The sequence below is a fragment of the Azospirillum melinis genome, assembly GCF_013340935.1.
GTDB lineage: Bacteria > Pseudomonadota > Alphaproteobacteria > Azospirillales > Azospirillaceae > Azospirillum > Azospirillum melinis.
In genome coordinates, this window is the sequence record NZ_WHOS01000094.1 from 1 (window position 1) to 18,356 (window position 18,356).

Here is an 18,356-nt window from a genome sequence, read left to right on the forward strand (position 1 = left end):
GGTGAGGGGTGGGGCAGGAATCAGGGACTGCATGGCTTCTTGCCTCACCCCTCACCCTTCCCATGCTCTGCATGGGCCCCTTCCCTCTCCCGGGGCGGGAGAGGGAGTCCAGCCACCCCGTCAACCGCTCCCGCACGTCGGCGGGGCTTTCGCCGTTGGGGGGGCGGAAGTCCCAGCCCCACTGTTCCAGGTCGCGGTAGCCGCTGGCGGGGTCGGCGCGCAGGTCGCGGCCATGCAAGCCCTCCCAGGCGCCCCAGTCCATCTCGATCAGGCGCGGGTCGGTGTGGACGAGGCGGCCCTGGCCGAGAAGGGCGGCGGTCTCGACTGCGCGCGACAGCGGGCTGGCGTGCAGGGTGGCGGCGCGCCAGCCCGGCGGCAGGGTCAGGGCGGCGAGCTGCTCGCGGCTTTCCGGGTCGAGAGGGATGTCGGTGCGGCCCTGGATGCGGCCCTCGCGGTTCCAGGCGGTGATGCCGTGGCGCAGGAAAGCGAGGCGGATCATGACAGAAGTCCGGTCAGCAGGCCGCGCAGGCGTTCGGCGGCTGCGGTCAGGGCGTGGTGGGCCTCGACATGGGCGCGGGCGCTGCGGCCGAGGTCGCGCAGGGCCGGCGGATCGGCCAGCAGGGCGGACAGGGCGGCGGCGAAATCCTCCGGAGCCGGGCCGGTCAGGCGGCCGCCGACGCCGTCGCGGATGACGGTGCCGGTGCCGGCATTGTCGATGGCCAGCACCGGAAGCCCATGGGCCTGCGCCTCCAGATAGACCATGCCGAACGCCTCGTTCAGGCCGGGCCAGACCAGCAGGTCGGCGGTGCGGTAGTGGGCGGCGAGATCGGCGGGGGCGCAGGCGCCGTGCAGCGTCACCCGCGGGCCGAAGGGGGCGAAGAGCGCCGCGACCTCCGCCGCCGCCGGGCCATCGCCGACGATGTCGAGCGTCCAGGGCCGGGCGGTCAGGAGGAACAGGGAGTCGGCCAGCAGGCGGTAGGAGGCCAGCTTGTCGCCCGGCCGCATCATGGCGACGGTCAAAAGCCGGGGCGGCGATCCCGGTTCACCGCGTTCGATGCCGCGCTCGATGCCGGGCGGCAGGTCGAGGAAGGGGGGCAGCATCGCCACCTGCTGGCCGGGCGGGCCATAGGCCTCCACCGCCTGACGGTCGCGGGCGCTGACGCAGAGGACGAGGGCGGCGGCCTCGATGGCGGCCTCGGCGGCGGCGGCGAAGGCGGACCAGGGACCGGTCAGGCGCTTGCGGGCGCGGGTCGCCTCCACCACGACATAGGGGATGCCGAGGCGGCGGGCGATCACCGGGCCGATCAGGTCGGGGGCCTTGTAATAGACATGGTAGCTGAGCCACAGCGCCGGACGCCGCCTCGGCTCTGCGGCGTAGAGCGACAGCAGCCGGTCGCACTCGGCTGCTGCGGCGGCGGTCAGGCGGGATTGCGCGGCGGGGTCGCCGGCACCGTCATAGACGCGCAGCCCGCTCGCCACCTCGACCGGGCCGGTTGCCTCCAGCGCCCGCAGGATCAGCCGCGCCATCTGGCGGTCGCCGGAGGGGACGGGGTGGTCGACCGGCTTCAGCGGGGCGTAGAAGGCGATGCGAGGAACATGGGGGGCGGCGATGGGCGGATGGATCACGCCGCGGCCTCCTCCAGCCGGCGGACGAGGCGGTCGATGCCGGCGGTCATGCCGAACTCGGCGCGGAGCCGGCCATAGGCGGCGTCGGCCAGCCGCAGCCGCAGCGCCGGGTCGGTGGCGAGCCGTTCCAGCGCGACGGCGATGGCGGGCGGGGTGCCGTCGGTCAGCAGGCCGTGGGTGCCGTCGGCGATGAATTCCGGGATGGCCGACACGGCGGTGGACAGGATGGCGAGGCGCTGGCTCGCCGCCTCCATCAGCACATTGGGCAGGCCGTCGCGGTCGCCGTCGCCGGCCACCACGCTGGTCAGCACGAACAGGTCGGCATGGCGCAGCGCCTGGATCACCGTGGCCTGATCCTGGGCGCCGCGCCACTCGATGCGGTCCGACAGTCCCAGCCGTTCGGCCTGGGCACGCAGGGCCTGCTTGAGGTCGCCGGAGCCGATATGGACCAGCCGCCAGTGCAGCCCGTCCGGCAGCGTCGCCAGCGCGTCGAGCAGCCGGTCGTAGCCCTTCTTCTCCACCAGCCGGCCGACCGACAGGATCTCCACCGTGTGCTCAGGAGCGGAGCCGTCGCGGGCGGGGGCGTCGCCGCGGTCCGGCGGGGCGGGGAAGCGCGAGAGGTCGAGGCCGTGATAGACGAGGTCGATGCGGCCGGGATCGGCGGCCAGCGCGCGCAGATGGGCGGCCCCGACCGCGGTGCAGGTGGCGCCGAAGCGGGCGTCGGCCAGCTTCTCGCGCTTCTCCCAATCGGGCGTCGTCCAGATGTCCTTGGCATGGGCGGAAAAGCCCCAGCCGATGCCGCGGATCGCGGCGGCATAGCGCCCGACCGACGCCGGGGTGTGCAGGAAATGGGTGTAGAGGAAGGGCACGTCGGCCGGCAGCTCCGCCGCCAGCACCAGCGCCTGCCCGAAGCGGCGTCCGCGGTTGGCGGTGCGGTCGCGCTTCAGGTCGCGGAGCCAACCCGCCGCCGTGCGCAGCAGGCCGGCCGGGTGGCGCAGGATCAGGCGGCCGAGCGCGCGCAGCACGCGGGCCGGCTCGTCGCGCAGATATTCCGGCAGGTAATGGACCGGCGCCGTGATGCGCTCGTGCAGGGCGTGGCGGCGGCTGTCGGTGGGGTGGCGCAGCGACCAGATCGCCAGATCGATGCCGCGCTGCTGGAGGGCCAGAAGCTCCTGCGCGATGAAGGTCTCCGACAGGCGGGGATAGCCCTTCACCACCACGGCGATTTTCAGCGGCACGGTCCTTGACGGCACGGCATTGGAACCCATCGGGGACGGCATGGCGCCGTCCGTTCCCTCTCCGGTCATGCGCGCTTGCCTGCCATGGCGCGGGACAGCCGTTCCGCCGCCCGGCGGATCGGGGTGACGGGGGTGGCGCGGGCGAGAACCGAGTCGGCCGCCAGCACCTCGCGCGTCAGGTCGGCGATGCGCTCCAGCCCGCCGAGCAGGCCAGGCAGCGGGCTGGCCGAGGGCGGCGGCTGGCCGGGCAGCGCGCGGATGGCGTCGGCCATCGCCCGCGGGTCGGCGCCGTCGCGGTCGCTGTCCAGCGTGCGCAGCAGGCCCAGGGCTTCGGCCGCCTCGGCGCGGATGCGCTGTTCCAGCCGGGGGCGGGTGCGCGGGGCCAGCACCGACGGCTTGTCGAAGGACAGGATCTCGCAGAAGGTGTTGTAGCCGCCCATCGCCACCACGCCGACCGCGCCGGCATAGAGATCCTCCATGCGGGAATGGAAGTTGATGGTCTCCACCCTGCCCTTCAGCTGGCGGATGCGGGTGGCGAATTCCTGGCGGCGGGCGTCCTCCAGGAAGGGGCCGTAGACGATCAGGGCGCGGGGGACGAGGTCCGGATCGCTCTCGTAGGCGGCGATGGTCCAGTCGACCAGGGCCGCCCCGTCGCCGCCGCCGCCCGGCGTCACCAGCACGTAGGGGCCCGTCATCGGGCAGTCCGCGGCCTGGACGGCGCCGCCGCCCTCGGTCGGCTCGCGCTTCAGATAGCCGGTGTAGCGCAGCCGCGCCGCGATCTCCGCCGGCAGGTCGAGACCGTCCAGCGGGCGGTAGACCTCCGGCAGGCCGTAGATCCAGAGCTGGTCGTAATAGCGTTCGATGGCGGCGACCGCCTCCTTGCGCTCCCACTCCGGCTGGAGAGCCTCGGGCGCGTCCAGCACGTCGCGCAGGCCCAGCACGATGCGGGTGTTGCCGCTGGCCCGCATCTCGTCCAGCGCCGGCAGGAATTCGCCGTGCAGGCCGGTCGGCTCCTTGTCGACGATGGCCAGCGTCGGGCGGAAGGCACGGGCGGTGGCGCGGATGATTTCCGCCCGGATCGCGGTGGTTTCCTCGATCGGCAGGCCGAGATTGCGGGCGGTGTAGCCGCCGTCGGGCTGCTTCACCACGCCGGGCAGGCGCACATGGTCGACCCGCTCCGGAAAGTCGAAGCGGCCGGCAACGGGCGAGCCGGTGAGGATCAGCGCGGAGGCGTCGGGAAAGGCCGACACCAGGGCCTGGGCAATCGTCCGCGACCGCCGCAGATGGCCGAGCCCGAAGGTGTCGTGGCTGTAGAGCAGGATGCGCGGCGGCGTCCGGTCGGGATGGAGGGACCGAAGGGGCGGCTGTGGCTGGTGCATGCTCGGACACTCCGCTTCAGCAATGCTTCGGAACCGACAATCCGTTGCGGAACAGATCGCTGTGCTTGTCTTTGGAACCGGTTCGGCGCCGGTGGTTGCGGGGTCGTCCAGGCACCGGCGGCAAAGCTCCAGCCTGGAGAGAACCCCTCACATGGATTTTGCCGCGCATCAATATGACTTCCGACCGGGTAAGGGCAACGCATCTATGCGCTGTGATATATATGAGCGCCGGACAGGCCGCCAGCCGGCTTCCAGCGGCGATGACGGGTCAGTCGCCATGATAGGGATCCAGGGCGTCGCGCAGGCCGTCGCCGAAGAAGTTGAAGGACAAGACTACCAGAATCACCGGCAGCATCGGCAATGACACCCAGGGATAGGTTTCCACGGCCATAAGGTTCTGGGCGTCGTTCAGCATCACCCCCCAACTGGTCGCCGGCGGGCGCAGGCCCAGCCCCAGGAAGGACAATGCCGTTTCGCCGAGGATCATCGCCGGGATCGACAGGGTGGCGCTGGCGAGCAGGTGGCTGGCGAAGTTGGGCAGCAGGTGGCGGCGGATGATGCGCGCCGGGCTGGCGCCCATCAGCTCCGCCGCCATGACGAAATCCTCCTCGCGCAGAGCCAGGAAGCGGGAGCGCACGGCGCGGGCCAGCGACGGCCAGTCGAGCAGGCCGAGGATGACGGAGATGCAGAGGAACACCGTCACCGGAGACCATTGCGCCGGCACCGCGGCGGACAGCGCCAGCCAAAGCGGCAGCTCAGGCAGGGATTTCAGGATTTCCGACAGGCGCTGCACCCCGGCGTCGATCCAGCCGCCGAAATAGCCGGCCATGCCGCCCAGCGTGATGCCGATGGCGAAGGACACCGCGATGCCGAGCAGCCCGACGGTCAGCGACAGCTGCGCCCCGATGGCGAGGCGCGAGAGCATGTCGCGGCCGAGCCGGTCGGTGCCCAGCAGATGCAGCGAGGCCCCCGGCGGCGGGCAGACCAGCCGGACCCGCGATTCGACCAGACCGAGGAAGCGGTAGGGCGCGCCGGGGCAGAGGAACTGGAGCGGCATCGGCCGGCTGTCGTCGGTCTCGTAGCGCCAGCGATAATCCTTCAGGTCGGGCCGCCCGGTGGTCGGATAGACGAAGGGGCCGATGAACTGGCCGTCGTGGAACAGGTGGACGCCCTGGGGCGGGGCGTAGAGATGCTCCACGTCGCGCTCGTTGGCGCCGTAGGGCGCCAGGAAATCGACGAAGGGCAGGCTGAGATAGGACAGGCCCAGGAACAGGGCCCCCAGCACCGCCAGCCGGTGGCGCAGGAAACGGCGCAGCATCAGCCGCCCGGTCGAGGCGTTCGCATCGAAGCGGGTGGCCGGCGCGTCCGCCGCGGCCGGATCGGGATAGGGCCGGTCGTCGACGTAATGCTCCCAACTGCCGCCCGCGCCGCCGCCCGTGACCGGAGCCTTCATGCTCCCATCATTCATGCCCCCCTCTTTCATGATTGGGCCTTCCTCGCCTTGCCCAGGCGGATGCGGGGGTCGAGCAGGGCGAGGGCGATGTCGGAGACCAGCATGCCGACCAGCACCAGCAGCGAGATGAACATCAGGATGAAGCCGGACAGGAAGATGTCCTGCGCCCGCAGCGCCTCCAGCAGGGCCGGTCCGATGGTCGGCAGGCTGAGCACGACGGAGATCAGCACCGATCCCGACACCAGAGAGGGCAGAAGCGAGCCGATGTCGGAGACGAAGGGGTTCAGCGCCATGCGCAACGGATAGCGGGTCAGCCGGCGCAGCGGCGGCACGCCCTTGGCCTTGGCGGTGACGACATAGGGCTTGCCCAGCTCGTCCAGCAGGTTGGCGCGCAGGCGCCGCACCATGGCGGCGGTCCCGGACAGGCCGATGACGATGGTCGGGATGATCAGATGTTCCAGCACCGAGCCGGCCTTGGCCCAGCTCAAGGGCTGGTCCTCGTATTGGGCGTCGACCAGCCCGCCGATGGGCAGGCCCAGCCATTTCTGGCCGTAATAGAGCAGGATCAGCGCCAGGAGGAAGTTGGGCGTCGCCAGCCCGATATAGCCGACGGCGGCGGCGAGGTAATCGACCCAGCTGTTGGCGCGGATCGCCGCCAGCGCCCCCAGCGGGAAGGACACCAGATAGACGAACAGCACGGCGGCGAGGTTGAGGATGACGGTGAACCACAGCGTCTCCCCCACCACCGCGGCCACCGGCTTGTTGAACTCGAAGGACCAGCCGAGGTCGCCCTGGAGCAGGCCGTGGAAGCCGTTCGGCCCCGGCCAGACGCCGATCCAGATCAGGTACTGCTCGGCCAGCGGCCGGTCGAGCGCATATTCGTGGCGCAGGAACTCCGCCTTCGCCAGCCCGGCCTCCTGGCCGGTGGCGCGCAACTCGGCGATCTGGTTGGACAGATAGTCGCCGGGCGGCAGGTTGATGACGATGAAGATCAGCATCGACACCACGAACAGCGTCGGCACCATCACCAGCAGCCGGTGCAGGATGAAGCGCAGCATGGCCGTCAGTCCTCCCCGCGGTGGATGCCGACCGGTTCGGGATCGGCCGGGCGGGCGTCGGTGAAATAGAACTCGTCGGGGCGGTAGACGCCGAGATAGGCGCCGGGATCCCACAGCCATAGCCCCTTGTCGGGGATGTTGCGCAGGCGGTTGGACACGGCGATGGGCTGCGGCGTCTTCGACACCACGCCGATGGCGTAGATCTGGTCGGCGTGGATGTCGAGCAGGGCCGACCACAGGGCGCGGCGCTCGGTCTCGTCGGTGGTGTGGCGCCAGCGCCGGGCGATGTCCATCAGCTCCTGCGGGATCGGCATGTCGATGGGTTCGCCGGCGCTGCCGGAGGTCTGGTAATACTGCCCCCACTTCGGCCAGCTGAAATTCTCCTGGGTCATCGGCGCCAGCTCCTCCGGACTGCTGTCGGGATCGGGGATGCCGTTGTCCCAGCCGCCCCACACCGCCATCATCGTCTGGCCGGCATAGACCCGGTTGCGCAGCACGTCGCGGTCGACCGTGCGCATCAACAGCCGCACGCCGATGTCGCGCCAAGTCTCCGCGATGATCTGCATTGCGTCGGAGATTTCCGGCTTCTCGCCCGACGTCTCGACGATCACCTCCAGCGGGCGGCCGTCCGGCAGCTCGCGGTACAGCTCGCCGCGCTTGCGCTTCAGCCCGATCTCGTCCAGCAGGGCCGAGGCCTGTTTGGGGTCGTAGCCGGTCCACACGCCCTTGCGTTCCGGCTTGAACAGCGGGCTGCCCGGCAGCACGTCGACGCCGCTTTCCTCGGCCAGCCCGAAGAAGAGCGAGCGGTTGACGATGCGGCGGTCGATCGCCATCGACAGGGCACGGCGGAAACGCACGTCGCGCAGCAGGGTGCGCCAGACCGGGTCGTTATAGTTCAGGTTGGGGTAGAGGGCGATTTCCGCCGCCTTGCCCTCCGGCCACAGCAGGGTGCGGTAGTCGCCCTGCTTCTCCCCCGACACCAGCACCGGCACCTGCGAGAAGGTCAGCCCTTCGGCCTGGAGGTCGGCCTTGCCGGTGGCGACCTGGGCCGGGATCAGCCCGCCGCCCATCACCGTCACGTCCAGCCCGTCGGCATAGGGAAGCTGCACGCCGCGCCGGTCGAAGCGGTGGTAGTAGGGATTGCGCTGGAACAGCAGGTGGTTGCCGGTGCCCTTCGAGACCGCCATCCAGGGCTGGAGCGTCGGCTGGTCCGGGTTCTCCATCCGGAACATGTCGTCGAGCGCGTTGTGCAGGGCCGCCCAGTTGCGGACCTTGTACTTGGCGAGCAGCGGCGCCAGCTCCGCCTCGCTGGTGTAGCGGGCGTGGTAGCGTTTCAGGTAATGGGCCGGCCGGTAGATGAAGGGCGGCCGGGCGGCGGCCAGGGTCGGCAGGAAATAGGGGTTCGGCTCGTCCCAATGGAAGCGGACGGTGACGGCGTCGGGGAAGCTGACCTGCGGCGGCTTGCCGTCCACCAGCATGAAGCGCGGCGGGCCGGACGGCGACAGCATCGGGTTGTTGGCGATGTCCTCCCACCAGTAGCGGATGTCGTCGCTGGTGAAGGGGGCGCCGTCGGACCAGCGGTGGCCGGCCCGCAGGGTCAGGGTGAAGTCGCGGCCGTCGACGACCTGCACGTCCTTCAGGATGTCGGGCACGATCTCCCGCTTGGCGGTGTAGCCGACCAGCCGGGCATAGCCGTAGAGCACGGCGATGCGGCTGTTGCGCCGCTGGGTGATGAAGGTGCGGATCCAGCCGCCGGACAGGCCGAGGTCGCGGCCCTTGCCCTCCACATCGACGATCAGCGGCTCGTCCGGCATGCGCTGGCGGACGGGCGGGATCAGGCCGTAGCGCACCTGGTCGCGCAGCATCGGCGGATCCTGCGGGGTGAAGGCGGCGGCGGGGGTGGCGAGGGTGAGGAGGAGGAGGGCTTGCGCGACTACCGCGGTCCACGTCCCCTTTCGGACTCCCTCTCCCGCCCCGGGAGAGGGAAGGGGCCCATGCGAAGCATGGGAAGGGTGAGGGGTTGGGCACGAAGCCTTACGGTTCAGGATGCTTGGAATACCCCTCACCCACCCCGCCGCGAAGCGGCGGGGCCCCCCCCTCTCCCGGGGCGGGAGAGGGCGATTCAAGTGCGGCATGGAAAAGTGCCTGCTCATGCCGCCTGCCTCACGAAGTGGCCGGGCGCGGCTTCCACCAGCGGGGGTGGAGCGCCGTCGGCGGTCGGGCGGAAGGGTTCGGGCCACAGGTCGGGGCGGCCGGCGCCCAAGGCCACGGTGGCGACGTCGATGGGACGGTTCACGTCGGGTTCGGGCGAGGCGGCGATCAGCGCGCGGGTGTAGGGGTGCAGCGGGGCGGAGAACAGGATGGCGGGCGGCGCCTCCTCCATCACCCGGCCGGCGCGCATCACCGCGACGCGGTCGGCCAGCCGCGCCACCACCGCCAGATCGTGCGAGATGAACATCAGGCTGAGGCCGAGCCGCTGCTTGATCGATTCCAGAAGGTCGAGCACCTGTGCCTGGACCGACACGTCGAGTGCCGAGGTCGGCTCGTCGCAGATCAGCAGTTGGGGGTCGAGCGCCAGCGCGCGGGCGATGCCGATGCGCTGGCGCTGGCCGCCGGAGAAGGCGTGCGGATAGCGGTTGGCCCAGGCGGGGTCGAGCCCGACCTGCGCCATCAGCGCCCGCACCCGCTCGCGGCCCTCGCCGCGGCCGCAGACGCCGTGGATCGCCAGCGGCTCGGCGATGATCTCGCCGACGCTCATCCGGGGGCTGAGCGAGGCGTAGGGGTCCTGGAACACCATCTGGGCCCGGCGGCGGTAGGCGGTCAGCTCCGGCCCGGCGGCGGAAAGGAGGTCGAGCGGCGGTTCGCCGGCGGAGGCCCGGAACAGCAGGCGGCCACCGGGATCCGGCCGCTCCGCCAGCATGGCCAGCCGCGCCAGCGTCGTCTTGCCTGATCCTGACTCGCCGACGATGGCCAGCGTCTCGCCGCGGCCGACCGACAGGTCGACGCCGGCCAGCGCGCGGATGCGGACATTGCCGCGCTCGTAGGTCTTGGCGACGCCGTGGAACTCCAGGATGGGGTCGTGCACGGCGCCGTTGCCTTGCGCGCAGGTCGTTTCCGGGATGGAGGGGGCGGCGGCCATCAGCTTGCGGGTGTAGCCGTGCAGCGGCCGGCCGAGAACGTCGGCGCAAGATCCCGATTCCATCACCCGGCCCGCCCGCATCACCACCACGGCATCCGCCATGTTGGCGACGACGCCCAGATCGTGGGTGACCAGCAGCACCGCCATGCCGGTCTCGCCCTGCAACTCCTTGATCAGGGCCAGAACCTGGGCCTGGAGCGTGACGTCGAGCGCGGTGGTCGGCTCGTCGGCGATCAGCAGCTGCGGGCGGGCGACCATCGCCATGGCGATCATCGCGCGCTGGCGCAGGCCGCCCGACAGCTGGAACGGATAGGAGCGGAAGGCGCGGACCGGATCGGGGAAGCCCACCCGTTCGAACATGGCGAGGCAGCGTTCGCGGGCGCCGGTCCGGTTGCAGTTGCCGTGCAGCCGCAGCACCTCCATCGTCTGGTCGCCGATGGTGTGGAGCGGCGACAGGGCGCTCATCGGTTCCTGGAAGATCATCGAGATGCGGCTGCCGCGGATGTCGCGCAGGCCGGCCTTGGACAGGCGCAGCAGGTCGACCGCCTCGTTCCCCTGGCCGAACAGGATCGAGCCGCCGGCGACCGTCGCCCCGCGTGGCAGGATGCCGAGGATGCTGCGGCAGGTCAGCGTCTTGCCCGAGCCGGACTCGCCGACCAGCGCCACGCTCTGCCCGCCGCCGATGGAGAAGCCGACGCCGTCCACCACCGGGTGGGGGGCGTTGCGGAAGCGGATCGTCAGGCCCTCAACCTTCAGCATCGGTGCGTCTCCAGGCGAAATGTCCTCTCCCGTCCCGGGAGAGGGAGGGGACCCGCCGCAAAGCGGTGGGGAGGGTGAGGGGGAAGGCAAGCATCCCGAACCGCATGGCGTCTTGGATCACCCCTCACCCTTCCCAGGCTCCGCCTGGGCCCCTTCCCTCTCCCGGGACGGGAGAGGGGGTTGATCCGCCGGCGGAACCGGAGGCGGGACGGTCGGGGCTTCGCTGGTCAGGCGCTTGCCGACCTGCTGGATCACCCGCAACGGCAGGTCCGGCACCGACGACAGCAGGCGCAGCATGGTCGGCCCGTCCAGCCGCAGCAGCCGCAGGTCGGTGCGGGCGCGGATGGTGGAGAAGCGGCGGACGCCGGCCAGAAGCTCCAGCTCGCCGATCACCTCGGGCGGCTTGATGTAGGCGATGTGCAGCGGCGGCTGGTTGTCCGGCATCAGCCGCACCAGCTCCGCCTCCCCTTCCGCCAGGACGAAGGCGAATTCCGACTGCTCGCCGCTGCGGTAGATGAAGTCGCCGGCCGCGACCGTGCGCCATTCCGATGCCGCCAGCAGCCGGCGCAGCACCGTTTCCGGCAGGTCGGAGAAGACGGGGGAGCGCGACAGCAGGCGCAGCGCCGGCTCGTCGGTGCCCTCCCCGTCTCCCGGCATTGTGTCCTCGTCCTGGTCGCCGCCATGCTGGCCGCGCCGGACCAGCCGGCCGTCCTCCAGGTCGTAGAGCGCGTCGAAGGCGGGATCGTCGGAAATCCGCTCCTCCAGCACGATCAGCGTCATGGTCGGCAGCAGTTTCTTCATGGCCTGGAAGATGCGCAGCCGTTCCTCCGGATCGTAGCTGTTCAGCGCCTGATAGATGACGAAGATGTCGGGCTTCTTCATCAGGCCGCGGATCAGCTGGACCCGCTGGCGCACGCTGATCGGCAGCAGCGAGCCGCCGATGCCGACCTCGCCCAGCGCCACCAGGATCAGCACGAAGGCCCGCGCGTCGGTGCGCTCCAGCGCCTCGTCCACCAGGGCACGGAGCTTGGTGATGGCGCGCGGATCCTCGGTGGTGATGCGGCCGAACAGGAGGTTGTCCATCACGTTCAGGCGCGGGTGGTAGAGGTCGGGGTCGAAGACGGCGACCTTGTCGCGCAGCTCGTGCGGCATGTCGTCGAGCAGGCGGCGGCGGATCGCCATGATCGCCTCGCGGTCCTGCGGCGGGATGAAATCCATGCCGTCGCGCTTGGGCACGATCATCAGGAACATGGTGGCGAACAGCAGCGTGTCCGCCTCCTGGTGGCGGCGCTGCGGCCGTTCGGACCGGCGCTTCAGCCGGGTGACCGCCTCCACCAGCTCTTCGAACAGGGCGTCGTCGATGTGCGGATAGCGCATGATCATGACGTCGCCGTCGTCGCTGTCGCGATAGACGCTGACCACCCGCATGGCGAAGCGGCGGCCGGTCCGCACCGCGGCGTCCCACAGCCCGTGCGCCTCCATCAGGGCGCGGATGGTGGGGTTGCAGACCATGCGGGCAACCGTCATCCGCTTGCCGTCCGGCAGGCCGAACAGCATGTTCTCGGCAAGGCTGGCATAGGGGTTGAAGCGGTCGCGCTCGAAGCGGGCCAGCAGCTTGTCCATCCCGCGTTCGGTGATGGCGTCGCGCAGCCAGTGGCGGGCGCGCAGCAGCGGCTGGGCGACGAAGGGATAATCGTCGGGGTCGAACACCTCGCGCAGGCCGCGCTGGTAGACCGCGCCCTCGCCGCCGGTGGCGGCCAGGCACTGCATGAACCAGGGACGCAGGCTGGCCCAGTCGGTCGCGCCGATCATGCCGAAGTCGGTCCAGATCCCGTCCATGCTGTCGGTGGAATTGCCCGACGCCTCGGCCTCCACGATCTCGCGCCGGCGGGCCGGGGACATGGTGTCCGGATCGTCGGCCGGCGGGCGGTGGCGCAGGCCGTAGGTGATGTTCTGCATCATGCTGCCGGTGAACATGCGCGGTTCCGGGCTGGCATAGGCCATGCGGCGGCCCAGCAGATCCAGCGGCAGCTCGTCGAGCGTGCGGTCGCCGATGGTGATCCGGCCGGAGGTCGGCGGCGACAGCCGCACCAGAACCTCGGCCAGACGGCGCAGCGCCAGCGCGTTGGTGCCGGCGATGCCGATGAGGGCGCCCGGCGGCACCTCCAGCGACAGGCGTTGCAGCATGCGGTCGCCGTATTCGTTGGCCCAGGTCACCGCCTCCAGCCGCAGCGGGGCCTTCAGGTCCGGCGGGGTGGCGGGCGAGGGTTCTGCCCAGTCGAACAGGAAGGGGGGAGAGAACTGCTCGGCGATCTGCTCGTACTTGATCTGGGCGTCGATCATGTTCTGGTAATAGTCGAGCAGCTCCTTCCAGGGGGCGGTCAGGTCCTTGAAGGCGGACAGTGCCGCCACCAGGGCGCCGATGGTCATGTTGCCTTGCAGGACCAGATAGCCGCCGATGGAGAACAGGAAGAAGGGCGTGATCTGGTTGATGAAGTTATTCAGGAACTTGACGAAATACTTTCGCTTGTAGATCTCCAGCCTGATCCAGTAGATGCTGCCGAGATATTGGGAAAATTCGGCCAGGACATAGCGGACGGTGCCGTTGACGCGGACCTCGCGGATGTTCTCGACGCTTTCGCCGATGCGCTCGGACAGCTGGCGGACCTTGCGCACCCGCTCCTTGCCCAGCAGCTTCACCTTCAGCTGGAGCTTCGGGATGATGTAGGCCTGCACCGGGATGAGGGCGACCGACACCAGACCGATGGTCGGCTGCTGGATGAACAGGAACAGCAGGATGGTGAGCATCGTGCCGCCCTGGTAGAGCGGCTGGGCGAAGGAGTCGCCGATGAAGCCGGCCAGCGGCTCGGTCTCCGACGCGACGGTGGAGATCAGCTCCCCCTGGCTGACCTTGGAGAAATGCGGCAGCGGGAAGCGCAGCATGCGGTCGAGCAGGATGAAGCGCAGGCGCCGCACCTGCCGTTCGCCGACCACGCCCTTGAAGGTGTTGATCCGCATCTTGAAGGCGCCATTGGCGAGCACCAGCGCCAGGAAGGTGAAGCACAGCACCAGCAGGTAGGTCACCGGCCCCATGGCGACGCCGAGGATCTCGCGTTCCGGCTGGGGGTCCGACAAGGCCCGGTTGATGATGATCTTCGGCAGTTCCAGCGAGGCGTAGAGCACCGGAAAGGAGGCGACCGTCAACAGGGCGAGCAGGATCTGCTGCCGCCCGCTGTGCTTCCAAATGAACTGAAAAATGTTGCGGTTCATCAATGGCCTTCAGCGTCGCGGCCTTCAGCGTCGCAGCCGTCGCCGGCCGCCCCTGTCATGCAGCGGAGGATGAGGGGAAATAAATTGGCGTGGCCCGGTCCGTTTTCCAACGGCGCTTTTGCCATCCTCCCTTTTCAATCCGCCCTGCTTCGATCCACCTTGCCCGCTCAGCGTTCCACCCTCCAGGCATGATAGGTCCAGCGCTCGTCCGGCGGCAGGTCGAGCCGGGTCCAGTTGGGCCGGTCCAGCGGCCGGTCGGACAGCACGACGCCGCCGGGCAGCACCAGCGCATCGATCAGGGGCGCCAGCCACGCCGCCTGCGCGGCGTCATGGTTGCGGTCGGTGCTGCCGAAATCGGCATGGGCCAGCCGGGCGCAGCGGCCGAACCGCTCCGCCGCCGCCGGCATGGTCTCCTTGAAATCGCCGACGAACAGGCGGTCCTCGTCTGGCGTCAGCTCCGGCGGCACGCGGACCCACATGTCGAAGACCAGGATGTCGCGCGGCGGGAACAGGTGGCGCAGATGGTCGAAGGTGCGGCCCTTGCCCAGACCGACCTCCAGCACCAGACCGTCGCGGCCGGCGACGGCACGCTCCGCCCAGGCCAGCGCGTTGCGCTGCACCGTCATGCGGTCGATCATCCGGTCGAGCAGCGACCGGCCTTCCCCACCATTGCCAACATCACCATTCCCAACACCGGCCGCCATTGGCCCCTCTCCCCTTGCCAAGCGCCCGAACGGCACGGGTGCAGTGTGGAAGTCTGCGCGCGCGCCGTCGAGACAAATTGTCGCGTGGCCGGGAGCCGGCGGCGGTCCTGTCGCCCTTTTTGGCCTGCCCTGTTTTTAAGGACGGTCCTTTCAGGGACGGTTGGGGTCGAAGCGCTTCGCCAGCCCCTGCCAGCAGCGGTAATAATCGTGCTGCAACTCCGCGGTTTCCAGGGCGTGCCGCGTCGGGCGGATCACCGCGCGGGTTTCGACCATGAAGGCCATGGTGTCGGAGATCCGCTGCGGCCGGCTGGTGTCGGCGGCTGTGGCCTTGGCGAAGGTCTCCGCATCGGGGCCGTGGCCGCTCATGCAGTTGTGCAAACTGGCCCCGCCGGGCAGGAAGCCCTCCTCCTTCGCGTCGTAGACGCCATGGATCAGGCCCATGAACTCGCTGGCGACGTTGCGGTGGAACCAGGGCGGACGGAAGGTGTCCTCCTGCACCAGCCAGCGCGGCGGGAAGATGACGAAGTCGATGCTGTCGACGCCGGGGGTGTCGCTGGGCGAGTGCAGCACCAGGAAGATCGACGGATCGGGATGGTCGAAGCCGATCGAGCCGATGGTGTTGAAGCGGCGCAGGTCGTATTTGCAGGGCGCGTGGTTGCCGTGCCACGCCACCACGTCCAGCGGCGAATGGTCGATGCGGGCGGTCCACAGTGCGCCGTCGAACTTCGCCACCAGTTCGAAGTCGCCGTCGATATCCTCGTACCAGGCGTCGGGCGTCAGGAAGTCGCGCGGGTTGGCAAGGCCGTTGGAGCCGATGGGACCGAGATCCGGCAGGCGGAAGGGTGCTCCGAAATTCTCGCAGACATAGCCGCGCGCGGCACCGTCCGGCAGTTCGACGCGGAAACGGATGCCGCGGGGGATGAGCGCGATCTCCTGAGGCTCGACCTCCAGCACGCCAAGCTCGGTGAACAGGCGCAGGCGGCCCTGCTGCGGCACGATCAGCAGCTCGCCGTCGGCATCGTAGAAGAAGCGGCCCTGCATCGACCGGTTGGCGGTGTAGAGATGGATGCCGCAGCCGGTCTGCGCCTGCGGCCCGCCGTTGCCGCCCATGGTGACGAGGCCGGCGATGAAGTCGGTGGGTGCGTCCGGCATCGGCGGCGGGTTCCAGCGCAGCTGGGTCGGCGGGGCCGGCACCTCGTCGAAGCGGCTGGTCAGACGGCCGGACTCGAGCGGGCGGAAGGGTTCGTGCACCACCGCCGGGCGGATGCGGTAGAGCCAGGAGCGCCGGTTGTGGGCGCGGGGTGCTGTAAAGGCGGTGCCGCTGATCTGTTCGGCATAGAGGCCATAGGGCGGGCGCTGCGGCGAGTTGCGGCCGACGGGCAAGGCGCCGGGCAACGCCTCGGTCGCGAATTCGTTGCCGAAGCCGGACCGGTAGGTGAATGCGGGGGACGTCATGCGGGCTGCTCCCTTTTGCGAGGAGCGCCGGCGGCAGGCGCCGGGCGCGACCATTTGCCGCTGATATAGTTTCTTTTGAAACTATGCGCCAGGGGAAAATGGGGGTGCCGCTGCGGACGTCCCCTCCCCTCAGTTCATCGCGCGGTCGGGCAGGTCGAGGAGGAAGTCGCCGCCCTCGTCGTAGCCGGCGGTGCGGATCACGCCATATTGCGGGGTCTGCGGCGCCTCGCTGGTCACGTCCTGGCGGACCTCCTGATACAGGGCGTAGCCGCTGCTGTCCTTCGGCAGGCCGAGCACCCGCGTCTTCAGCGCCACCGCGAAGGGCGAGTTCACCTCGCCGTCGGCGACCGGCTCGTCGCCGCCCGACGACAGGGCCATGACCGAGCGGCGCTGCCGGATCTCCGTCTCGTTGGCGAGGCGGCTGGCGTCGACCTTCTGTTCCTTAGTGAAGGCGCCGGAATAGCAGCTGTCGGACACCACCATCACATGCTTGGCCGGCATGCGGCTGAGGAAGCGGCCGATGTCGTTGTTCGACACCCAGTTGCGCGCGCTGGTCGTCTCCGCATCGGCCGGAAGCCAGTAGCCGGTGCCGGTCTCCGCCAGCTCATAGCCGTGGCCGGCGTAATAGACCATCACCTGGTCCTGCTCGCCGACCTCGCGGCCGAGCTTGCGCAGCGCCTCGCCGATCTGTGCCTTGGTCGGGTTGCGCAGCACCCGCGTCTCGTAGCCGAGATGGTCGTTCAGCGCCTTGCCCACCGCCTTGATGTCGGCGTCGGGCGTGGCAAGCGCCGGGATGGCGCCGTCGCGGTAGCTGTCGACGGCGATCATCAGGGCGATCTTGCGCGGCTTCGGCGGAGCGGCCGGGTCGGGAGCGGCCGTGGCGCTGTCGATGGCGATGCGCTGCTCCGTCGTCTTGCCGGCCTCGTCCGTCATGGTCAGGGTGGCTTCCTTCGCCCCCGGCTCCACCGGGATGCTGGTGCGGAACTGGCCCTGTTCGTCGATGAAGACCCAGCGGCCGTTCACCCGCGCTTCGGCCAGATTGGCGCTGTCGGCGACGATGCCGCGGAGCGTCATGGTGCCGCCGCGGGTGCGGCCGCCGCGCGCCTGTTGCAGGCTGGGCGGGGACGAGGTGGCGGCCGGCCGGCCGAACATGTCCGCCGCCGACGGGTTCGCCACCAGCTGGCGGAGCGCGCCGGAGAAGGCCTGGGTGCGCTGTTCGCGCTCAACCCTCTGCACCATGGCGAGATAGGTGCGGGCGACCTGGGGCGGCAGGTTGGCCTGCGCCGCCGCGGCGCGCACCTGGGCGTAGCCGCCGGGCTGGCCCGCCGCGCTGTTCTGCAGGATGCCGCCGACGCGAACCGCCACCGGGTCGCTGCTGGCGGTCAGCCCGCCGATCAGGGTGGTTACGGGCACGCTGGCCAGCACCGCGCGCTGTTCGGGCAGCGACAGGCCGCCGGTTGCCAGCACCGTCACCGCCTGGACCATGCCGCCGGTGCCGGCCGCCTGGATGAGGGTGCCGGCCGCCGCCTGCACCTGCGGGGAGGCCAGAAGCTGCGGCCCCGGCTGCGACAGGGTGGCGCCGGAGGAATAGGCCGCCGCCGCGTCCGCCGTAAAGGAGACCGAGCGGCCGGAGGCGAGCACGACCGTCGCCGGACCTGGCGGCGGTGGCGGCGGCGAGGCCGGGACGCCGTTGGACGGGGCGCTGTTTGAGGCGGAACTGCCGCCCGCCGCCTGGGCGCCCTGCCCTTCTGCGGTCTGGGCGGCCGCGGTCTGGGTGGCCGTGCCTTGGCTGGCCGCGCCCTGCTCCAGCGTCGCCAGCAGGGTCTGCGGCGTGGTCGCGCCGGCGGTGGTTCCGGTGCCTGTGGTTCCGGTCGCCGAGCCGGTGCTGCTGCGGGTCGTGGCGCTGCTGCCCGTGGTCGTGGCGGCGGTCGCGCCGGTGCCGGTCGTGGTGGTCGTTGCCGGGTTGGCGGCGATCTGCGCCACCGTTTGCAGCGCCGCCTGCACGGAGCTGGAGGCGGACGCGGCGGATTGGCTGCCGCTCGTCGTGGTCGTTCCGGTTTCCGGGGACGCGGTGTCCGTCGTTCCGGTGCCTGTCGTTCCCGTGCCCGTGGTTCCGGTTCCGGACGTATCCGTCCCGGTCCCCGTCGATGGGGGGGTGGTCGTGGTCGGCGTGCCGGTGGACGGCGTATCGGTTCCGCTTCCGGTGTCGGGAGTGGTGGGCGTCGTCGGTGCGGTCGGCGTCGGGTCCGTCACCGGCGGCGTCACTGGCGGGGGT

13 protein-coding genes are annotated in these 18,356 nt (G+C 70.3%); 1 reads left to right on the top strand and 12 read right to left on the bottom strand.

Going from position 1 to position 18,356, the window contains the following annotated elements; translation table 11 throughout:
- The 12 genes from GBZ48_RS33950 to GBZ48_RS37010 form a co-directional block, all read right to left on the bottom strand.
- Positions 1–499 (bottom strand): histidine phosphatase family protein (locus GBZ48_RS33950; protein WP_174475063.1); only part of this gene is annotated, 499 nt, incomplete at its 3' end.
- On the bottom strand, positions 496–1,626 hold the full coding sequence (locus GBZ48_RS33955) for a glycosyltransferase family 4 protein (RefSeq protein WP_343049784.1): 1,131 nt from the start codon (positions 1,624–1,626) through the stop codon (positions 496–498). The genes GBZ48_RS33955 and GBZ48_RS33950, both read right to left, overlap by 4 nt.
- Positions 1,623–2,906, bottom strand: a complete 1,284-nt coding sequence (locus GBZ48_RS33960; RefSeq protein WP_209798488.1) for a glycosyltransferase family 4 protein — start codon at positions 2,904–2,906, stop codon at positions 1,623–1,625. The genes GBZ48_RS33955 and GBZ48_RS33960 overlap by 4 nt, the downstream gene beginning before the upstream one ends.
- 23 nt (positions 2,907–2,929) lie before the next feature.
- The gene (locus tag GBZ48_RS33965; protein WP_174475064.1) at positions 2,930–4,243 is read right to left on the bottom strand and encodes a glycosyltransferase family protein; all 1,314 of its coding nucleotides are present in this window, start codon (positions 4,241–4,243) and stop codon (positions 2,930–2,932) included.
- Between the two features lie 268 nt (positions 4,244–4,511).
- On the bottom strand, positions 4,512–5,696 hold the full coding sequence (locus tag GBZ48_RS33970; protein ID WP_174475065.1) for an ABC transporter permease: 1,185 nt from the start codon (positions 5,694–5,696) through the stop codon (positions 4,512–4,514).
- Between the two features lie 26 nt (positions 5,697–5,722).
- On the bottom strand, positions 5,723–6,754 hold the full coding sequence (locus GBZ48_RS33975; protein WP_174475066.1) for an ABC transporter permease: 1,032 nt from the start codon (positions 6,752–6,754) through the stop codon (positions 5,723–5,725).
- Positions 6,755–6,759: 5 nt separating this feature from the next.
- Positions 6,760–8,619 carry an ABC transporter substrate-binding protein gene (locus tag GBZ48_RS33980; RefSeq protein WP_246307653.1) on the bottom strand — a complete coding sequence of 620 codons (1,860 nt, stop codon included), beginning with the start codon at positions 8,617–8,619 and terminating at the stop codon, positions 6,760–6,762.
- 284 nt (positions 8,620–8,903) lie between these two features.
- Positions 8,904–10,652, bottom strand: coding sequence for an ABC transporter ATP-binding protein (locus GBZ48_RS33985; RefSeq protein ID WP_174475067.1), 1,749 nt, complete (start codon positions 10,650–10,652; stop codon positions 8,904–8,906).
- Positions 10,653–10,769: 117 nt separating this feature from the next.
- Complete coding sequence (locus GBZ48_RS33990; RefSeq protein ID WP_174475068.1) at positions 10,770–13,922, bottom strand: ABC transporter transmembrane domain-containing protein; 3,153 nt, start codon at positions 13,920–13,922, stop codon at positions 10,770–10,772.
- Between the two features lie 167 nt (positions 13,923–14,089).
- Positions 14,090–14,626 carry a class I SAM-dependent methyltransferase gene (locus GBZ48_RS33995; RefSeq protein WP_174475069.1) on the bottom strand — a complete coding sequence of 179 codons (537 nt, stop codon included), beginning with the start codon at positions 14,624–14,626 and terminating at the stop codon, positions 14,090–14,092.
- 150 nt (positions 14,627–14,776) lie between these two features.
- Positions 14,777–16,081 carry a homogentisate 1,2-dioxygenase gene (gene hmgA / locus GBZ48_RS34000; RefSeq protein WP_174475070.1) on the bottom strand — a complete coding sequence of 435 codons (1,305 nt, stop codon included), beginning with the start codon at positions 16,079–16,081 and terminating at the stop codon, positions 14,777–14,779.
- Positions 16,082–16,210: 129 nt separating this feature from the next.
- On the bottom strand, positions 16,211–18,064 hold the full coding sequence (locus GBZ48_RS37010; RefSeq protein ID WP_343049785.1) for a caspase family protein: 1,854 nt from the start codon (positions 18,062–18,064) through the stop codon (positions 16,211–16,213).
- On the opposite strand from GBZ48_RS37010, the gene GBZ48_RS36575 reads away from it, so the two are divergent.
- On the top strand, positions 18,027–18,356 hold a 330-nt coding region (locus GBZ48_RS36575), incomplete at its 3' end, for a hypothetical protein (RefSeq protein ID WP_246307654.1). The genes GBZ48_RS37010 and GBZ48_RS36575 overlap by 38 nt on opposite strands.

Coding starts and splice junctions, on each gene's coding strand:
- GBZ48_RS33995 (WP_174475069.1), bottom strand. CDS start 14,626: ATGGCGGCCGGTGTTGGGAATGGTGATGTTGGCAATGGTGGGGAAGGC.
- hmgA (WP_174475070.1), bottom strand. CDS start 16,081: ATGACGTCCCCCGCATTCACCTACCGGTCCGGCTTCGGCAACGAATTC.
- GBZ48_RS33985 (WP_174475067.1), bottom strand. CDS start 10,652: ATGCTGAAGGTTGAGGGCCTGACGATCCGCTTCCGCAACGCCCCCCAC.
- GBZ48_RS33960 (WP_209798488.1), bottom strand. CDS start 2,906: ATGCCGTCCCCGATGGGTTCCAATGCCGTGCCGTCAAGGACCGTGCCG.
- GBZ48_RS33975 (WP_174475066.1), bottom strand. CDS start 6,754: ATGCTGCGCTTCATCCTGCACCGGCTGCTGGTGATGGTGCCGACGCTG.
- GBZ48_RS33970 (WP_174475065.1), bottom strand. CDS start 5,696: ATGAAGGCTCCGGTCACGGGCGGCGGCGCGGGCGGCAGTTGGGAGCAT.
- GBZ48_RS33980 (WP_246307653.1), bottom strand. CDS start 8,619: ATGCTGCGCGACCAGGTGCGCTACGGCCTGATCCCGCCCGTCCGCCAG.
- GBZ48_RS33965 (WP_174475064.1), bottom strand. CDS start 4,243: ATGCACCAGCCACAGCCGCCCCTTCGGTCCCTCCATCCCGACCGGACG.
- GBZ48_RS33990 (WP_174475068.1), bottom strand. CDS start 13,922: ATGAACCGCAACATTTTTCAGTTCATTTGGAAGCACAGCGGGCGGCAG.